Origin of the sequence: Herbaspirillum sp. CF444 (assembly GCF_000282135.1) — a bacterium.
GTDB lineage: Bacteria > Pseudomonadota > Gammaproteobacteria > Burkholderiales > Burkholderiaceae_D > Herbaspirillum.
Genome location: NZ_AKJW01000035.1, coordinates 77,302 through 84,066, shown reverse-complemented (window position 1 = coordinate 84,066; position 6,765 = coordinate 77,302). Strand labels below are relative to the sequence as shown.

The window sequence follows — 6,765 nt, the reverse complement described above, 5'->3', positions numbered from 1 at the left end:
CGGCGGCTTCCAGCCACACGGTATCCAGGCCATTTATCCTGGCCAACGTGGCGCCTGCCGTTACCGTCATCCCGCTTCTTATATCCAGTGCCTGGATCAAGCCTGCGATGGGAGCCGTAATAGTCACGACGGTTTGCGGACGTCCGCTCTTTTCGACGCGGCCGATCAAATCGCTGCTCATCCCGAGCAGTTGAAGACGCTCGCGGGCGGCTTGAGTCAATGCCGTATCGTTTGTCTTGAGCATCGCCAAAAATTCCGCCTGGGCGCCGGCCCATTCAGGAATCAGCAAATCGACCAACGGCGCACCACGTGCGACGACATCGCCGGGGGCCCGTGCATAGACGCGCTCCACAAAGCCGCTGCTGCGGGACTGGACGATCGCAATCTGGCGATCATTCAACTGCACGCTGGCGACGGCGTTCACGATTGCCGACAAACTGCCTCGCTCCACTTTCGCGGTGCGCATCCCCAGATTCTGGACAATGCCGGCATCGATCTTGACGCCGGCGCCACCTGCCTGCTCATCGGCATATTTCGGCACCAGTTGCATGTCCATGAAAGGCGACTTGCCCGGCTTGTCGAAGCGTTGATTCGGCATCATGGGGTCGTACCAATACAGCGCCTTGCGCTCCGCTTGCGCGGCCTGGCCAGCTGCCTCGCCGTGCATGGCCTGAGCACCGCCGGTCTGGCGGGCGAACCAATAACCGCTTGCGCCGCTTACGGCAGCAACCGCGACCATCAGCACGGTAATTTGATAGGTATTTTTCTTCATTGCAGATCTTCTCCGTAAGCGAAATAGAGTTGTGCGGCCATGCCCGTACGCTGAGCTTCCATATCGATGATTCTCAGACGCTGGTCGACGATGTCACGGCGCGCAGCCAGTACCGCCGTCAAGTCGCTCTTGCCCGCGCGGTAGCCGGCGTACTGGAGATCGAGCTTCTGCTGCGCCAGGGGCAACGTGGTCTGATCGGCGCGTTCCAGCTGGCGGGTCAAGGCCTGGTAGTCGGCGAGATCGTTTTCCAGTTCGTTGGCGTGATCGCGCAACATGGCTTCACGATCGGCATCGATCCGAGACAACTCCTGCTGTTTGGCGGCAATGCGGGGATCCTGTCGCGTTGACGGAGAAACAGGGATTTCGAAGGTGAATTGCACCGAAACCATGTTGCCGAACCGCGCATCGCGTCTCTGGTAGGCCAACTCGACACCCCAGTCGGACTTTTTCATGGCCTGGGCTTCGCGGACCTCGGCCTCTGCCTTGCGCGTTTCGGCGACAAAGGCTTGCAGTTCCGGATGCCGGTGCAAGTGCTGCCGGAGACGATCGGCATCGATACTCAGGGCGGGCAAGGCATCCACCAGCGGCTCATCCGCCTCGCCGCCCACATAGCGACGCAAGCCCGCCTTCGCTTTGACCAGATCGCGGATCAGATCGTCGCGACGGTCGGCAAGTTGAGCCGCCTCCTGTTTAGGCATGACGCTATCGGCAATCTGCGTGCGCCCCGATGCGACCTGGGCGCGTACTGCATCTGCCCAAAGCCGATTCTCCTTGTCCAGGTTGTCGAACAATGCAATCTTGCGTTCCAGGTAGTAGCGATTGAGCCATGCCAGGGCAGTCGCCCGACGCAATTTCAAACGCTCGACCAGCCGTTGCGCTTCAGCGGTTTCGATCGAGGCTTCGGCCACGGCAACGCGGGCCTGGCGTTTCGCCGCATTGGGAAAATCCTGCATGACGCCGATCTTTTGCATCGTCATTGAGTCCGCATTGAGCCGTCCCCGATCCGGACCGGACACGGGATAGTTGTCGATGCCGGCAAAGATTTTCGGATCAGGCAAAGCGCCGGCGGGTATCGCCGACGCTTGAGCCGCCTGGATTTGTGCCCTGTTCGAGGCGAGGTTGGGAGACTGGCGCTCGGCAATGTCGAGCGCAGCATTAAAAGACAAGGGGCCGGCGTGGGCAAGACCGGACATCCCTGCGAGCAAAGCAAGCAAGGTACTGGATATCCTGCGAAGGGACATATATTCACTCCATGGCGTGACGGCGCGCGCAAAGGCGCGCAAACAATCGCCCGGCAGCTAGGCCGGACGCATCAACGAATCAATGAGAGTTAGAGCGAACGAGGGGGACGCCACAACCCGGACGGGTCGTGAGAAGGCAAAAACGACTCTGGCAGCAGTGAAACGGTATCGATCAGCGGCAGGATCAATGGATCGATGTCGACGGAAGATGTTGTCGATGGGAAAACCTGGCAAATCTTGCAGGCATCGCCCATTTTGCATGGCGCCGTCGATTTGGATGATTTGCCGGTGTCCGACATGTTCATCACGCAAGTCTCATCCGCGGCGTTGGCGGATGTCGCGGATGTCGCGGATGTCGCCATTTCCATAGGCGCAGAACCGGTGTGCATCATTTCGACCATGCGTACCGCCGCCAATCCCTCAAGGGAAATGGCAATGGCCAACAGCAGGATCAGAAATGTCCGCAGCATTTTCATGGCCCAGATTATAGACGAAGATTCCTCAGCCTTTGTAAATCCCGCAGCCGATCACGAAACCGCCGACTTCTTCGATGTAGGTGGTCTTTTCTTCGAGCACTGCCGTCACCGGGTTCGGCCAGCGATAATCGATCCAGCCCTTGCCGGCGCTCCTGGCGGTGTCGACGAATTGCTTGATGAAGAGCTTGCCGTCGGCGTCTTTCAGATCGATCAGGTTGCGGCCGATCAGTTTGGCGTTTTCGCCGTGGGCCAGCGTGTTGCCGTTGAGGTCGATGACGTTGATGTAGAGGTCGCGCTGTTTGAATTCCGGCGCCGGACGGCTGAAGTCGGCGAGCGCGGCTTCCTTGCCTTGTTGCTTCACATGCTGCACGGCGCGCCGGACCATGGCCACCGCTTCTTCGGTGTGATTTTCCAGCCGGAAGGCGCTGACCGATTGCGCCAGCGACGTCGCCAGTTGCTGCATGCGGACGGCGGCCGACGCAGCCTGCTCGACCATCGCGGCATTCTGTTGCGTCATCCGATCCATCTGGGTGATGGCCTGATTGACTTCGGTGATCCCGCCGCTCTGCTCTTTGCCGGCCTGCGTGATCTCGGCGATGATGCGCTCGACATGTTGCACCGACTCGACGATTTCGCGCATGGTGCCGCCGGCCTGATCGGCCAGCGCATTGCCGCTTTGCACTTTTTGCACGGAGTCGTCGATGAGGGATTTGATTTCTTTCGCGGCGACGGCCGAGCGCTGCGCCAGGTTGCGCACCTCCGCGGCCACCACGGCAAAACCGCGCCCCTGCTCTCCCGCCCGTGCCGCTTCCACCGAGGCATTGAGCGCGAGGATATTGGTCTGGAAAGCAATACCGTCGATGACGCTGATGATCTCGACGATCTTGCGTGAACTGTCGTTGATCGAACTCATGGTCTCGAGTACCTGGCTGACCACCTGCCCGCCTTTGACCGCGAAGCTGGAAGCCGCTTCCACCATCTGATTGGCGCGTGCGGTGTGATCGGCATTTTGCGTGACGGCGGAAGTGAGCTGCTCCATCGACGAAGCGGTCTGTTCCAGCGAACTGGCCTGCGCTTCGGTGCGCGCGGACAGCTCGCCGTTGCCCGCGGCGATCTGGCCGGAAGCCTCGGAAATCACCTGGGTGCTGGAACGCACTTCGCCGACGATATCGAGCAAGCTCTGGTTCATGGCTTGCAAGGCGCGCAACAGATCGCTGACTTCATCGCGCCCCTCGACGACGACCTTGGACGACAGATCGCCGGTGGCGACGCGACGCGCAACCGATACCGCCGCCTGCAAAGGACGCGTGATGCTGCGGCTGAGCCGCCATGCGATAAGGCCGCATGCCAGCACCAGCGCAATGCCGGTGAGCGCGGCAAACTTCAGCAGTACCTGGCGCGCGCCGTCGGCGTCTGCCAACGCCGTGGCGATGGCCTTTTGCTGCGCGGCAGGCACCGTCGCGGCAATCTGCATCAGCTGCTGCGACAATCCGTTTTGCAAGGAAGCCGCCTGCATGGCAATCACGCCCCCCAATGCCGCCAGCAGCACGAACAGCAGCGCAAAGCCGCCGCTCAGACGCACACCGATTGAAAATCGACGCAGGTTCATTGTCTCCACTCCCGTTGTTGTTGCCGGCGCATCTGCTGGCGATCTTCGTCGCAATGCCGCTCCGTTTTGCCTGGCCCTATCCGGCTTTATTCCGTCGTTTCAGTGCTTGGCGAAGCCGAGATAGCTTTCGATGATCTGCTTGTTCGCGGCCAGCTCCGCCGCCGGACCTTCCATCACCGGCTCGCCCATTTCCAGCACGTAGGCATAATCCGCGACCTGCAGGGCCGCGCGCGCGTTCTGCTCGATCAGCAAGGTGGCGACGCCGCTCTTGCGCAGTTCGCTGATGATGTGAAAGATTTCCCTGGTGATCAGCGGCGCCAGGCCGAGGCTCGGTTCGTCCAGCATCAGCACCTGCGGCTTGGCCATCAACGCCCGGCTGACCGCCAGCATCTGGCGCTCGCCTCCCGAGAGCGTGCCGGCGGCCTGCTTGCGGCGCTCCTGCAGACGCGGGAACAAGGCATACACCGAATCGAGCTGGTCCATGTAATTGGCTTCGCCGTTCTTCTTGCGCTTGTAGGCGCCGAGCTGCAGATTGTCTTCGACGCTCATGGTGGCGAACAGCTCGCGCTTTTCCGGCACCAGGCAGAGTCCGCGCGCGACGCGGTCTTCGACGTCCATGCTGCTCAGTTCCTGGCCGAGGTAAACGACGTTGCCGCTGGCGGTGCCGCTGGTCGGCAACGCGCCCATGATGGCGTTGAGCAAGGTCGATTTGCCGGCGCCGTTGGGGCCGATCACGGTGACGATCTGGCCGGCGCGCACCTGCAGCCCCGCGCCATGCAAGGCTTCGACCTTGCCGTAGCGCGCATGCAGGTTGCTCACGTCGAGCAGGACTTCTCCTTTGTTCACAGCATTGCCACTCATCATTCCACTCCTCCGAGATAGGCTTCCAGCACGGCGGGATGGACCTGGATCTGCGCCGGCGTTCCCTCGGCGATCTTGGTGCCGAATTCCATGACCACGATGTGATCGGTCAGTTGCATCACGAAGTCCATGTCGTGCTCGACCAGCAGCACGGCCATGCCCTCGGCGCGCAGTTTTTTCAGCAGCTCGGACAACGCCTGCTTTTCCTTGTAGCGCAAGCCGGCCGCCGGTTCGTCGAGCAGCAGCAAGGCCGGGTCGCAGCACAGCGCGCGGGCGATTTCCAGGATCCGCTGCTGGCCCAGCGCCAGGCTGCCGGCCGGGCGATACAGCATGTCGCCGAGGCCGACGCGTTCCAGCTGGCGTTTGGCTTCGAGCAAAATTTTGCCCTCTTCCTTGCGGTTCAGCCGCAGGATGCTGGCCAGCGCGCCACCCTGGGCGGCCCGATCGCCGCGCAGATAGGCGCCCATCGCGGCGTTCTCGAGCACGCTCATGCCCGGCACCAGACGCACGTGCTGGAAGGTGCGCGCGATGCCGCGGCTGGCGATCTGCCGCGACGACAGGCCGGCAATCGAACTGCCGCGATAACTGACCTCGCCGCTGGTAATCGGCAACACGCCCGTCACCAGATTGAAGGTGGTCGACTTGCCCGCACCGTTGGGACCGATCAGGCCGACCACTTCGCCGGCCTTGACCGAGAAGCTCACGTCGTTGACCGCCACCAGGCCGCCGAACTGCTTGCGCGCCGCCTTGACGTCGAGAATGACGTCGCCGGCCGCGGGCTTGCTTTTCTGTTCCAGCGGCGGTGCTTCGTCGGGCGCCCTGGCCGACGGCTTGCCGGGAAAGCGCGCCTGGATGAAAGGCCACAAACCTTCGTTGGCATATTGCAGGAACAGCACCAGCGCGATGCCGAAGACAATCGCTTCAAAATTGCCGCTGGCACCGAGCACGCTCGGCAACCATTCTTGCAGGAAGTTGCCGAGCAAGGTGATCAGCCCCGCACCCAACAACGCTCCCCAGACATAACCCGCCCCGCCGACGACGACCATCAGCAGATAGTCGATGCCGTACTTGAGGCCGAACGGCGTCGGATTGACCGCATGCTGCAAATGCGCATACAGCCAGCCGGACACGCCGGCCAGCATGGCCGCGTAAGCAAAGATCACGATCTTGATCCAGGCGGTATTGACGCCCATCGCTTCCGGCATGACATAGCCGAACTTGAGCGCCCGTACGGCGCGGCCGGTGCGCGAGTTGAGGAAGTTCTTGACCGAAATCAGCGCCAGAATCACCACCACCCAGATCAGCACATACATCGAGCGGCCGCTGCTGAATTCAAAGTTGAACAGCGAAATCGAAGGAATGCCGCCGATGCCGTCGTACTTGCCGAGACTGTCCATGTTCCCGAACAGGAAGTACAGCGACAAGCCCCAGGCAATCGTCGAGAGCGGCAGATAGTGCCCGGAGATGCGCATCGTGACCGCGCCGATCAGCAACGCCGACGCGCCGGTGATGAGCAAGCCGGCCAGCAGGCCAATCCACGGCGACAAGCCGAATTGCGTCGTGACGTAGGCGGTGGTGTACGCGCCAATGCCGACGAAAGCCGCCTGGCCGAAGGATGTCAGGCCGGCGACGCCGGTCAGCATCACGAGGCCGAGCGCGACGATGCTGTACAGGCCGACGTAGGACAGCAAGGTGATCCAGAACGGCGGCACCGACAGGAACGGCAAGGCCAGCACCACCAGCAGTACGACGACCGGTGCAATGGTAGAAAGAGCGGTCGAGAGAACGAGTTTGTTTTTCATATGA

At 61.8% G+C, this 6,765-nt stretch carries 6 protein-coding genes; all 6 read right to left on the bottom strand.

The window, feature by feature from the left end; translation table 11 throughout:
* Positions 1 to 772 (bottom strand): efflux RND transporter periplasmic adaptor subunit (locus PMI16_RS08650; RefSeq protein WP_007878543.1); only part of this gene is annotated, 772 nt, incomplete at its 3' end.
* Complete coding sequence (locus PMI16_RS08645; protein ID WP_007878542.1) at positions 769 to 2,013, bottom strand: TolC family protein; 1,245 nt, start codon at positions 2,011 to 2,013, stop codon at positions 769 to 771. The genes PMI16_RS08650 and PMI16_RS08645, both read right to left, overlap by 4 nt.
* An 89-nt stretch (positions 2,014 to 2,102) precedes the next feature.
* Positions 2,103 to 2,483, bottom strand: coding sequence for a hypothetical protein (locus PMI16_RS08640; protein WP_007878541.1), 381 nt, complete (start codon positions 2,481 to 2,483; stop codon positions 2,103 to 2,105).
* Positions 2,484 to 2,514: 31 nt separating this feature from the next.
* Positions 2,515 to 4,098: a methyl-accepting chemotaxis protein gene (locus PMI16_RS08635; protein WP_007878540.1), complete on the bottom strand. Its 1,584-nt coding sequence runs from the start codon at positions 4,096 to 4,098 to the stop codon at positions 2,515 to 2,517.
* A 99-nt stretch (positions 4,099 to 4,197) separates the two neighbouring features.
* A complete protein-coding gene (locus PMI16_RS08630) occupies positions 4,198 to 4,959 on the bottom strand; it encodes an ABC transporter ATP-binding protein (RefSeq protein ID WP_007878537.1) in 762 nt (253 codons plus the stop codon).
* A complete protein-coding gene (locus tag PMI16_RS08625) occupies positions 4,959 to 6,761 on the bottom strand; it encodes a branched-chain amino acid ABC transporter ATP-binding protein/permease (RefSeq protein ID WP_007878531.1) in 1,803 nt (600 codons plus the stop codon). Before PMI16_RS08625 ends, PMI16_RS08630 begins: the two co-directional genes overlap by 1 nt.
* Positions 6,762 to 6,765: the final 4 nt, after the last annotated feature.

What these genes read in the sequence shown, in the direction of transcription:
- PMI16_RS08630 (WP_007878537.1), bottom strand. Translation starts at nt 4,959, where the DNA reads ATGAGTGGCAATGCTGTGAACAAAGGAGAAGTCCTGCTCGACGTGAGC.
- PMI16_RS08645 (WP_007878542.1), bottom strand. Translation starts at nt 2,013, where the DNA reads ATGTCCCTTCGCAGGATATCCAGTACCTTGCTTGCTTTGCTCGCAGGG.
- PMI16_RS08635 (WP_007878540.1), bottom strand. Translation starts at nt 4,098, where the DNA reads ATGAACCTGCGTCGATTTTCAATCGGTGTGCGTCTGAGCGGCGGCTTT.
- PMI16_RS08640 (WP_007878541.1), bottom strand. Translation starts at nt 2,483, where the DNA reads ATGCTGCGGACATTTCTGATCCTGCTGTTGGCCATTGCCATTTCCCTT.
- PMI16_RS08625 (WP_007878531.1), bottom strand. Translation starts at nt 6,761, where the DNA reads ATGAAAAACAAACTCGTTCTCTCGACCGCTCTTTCTACCATTGCACCG.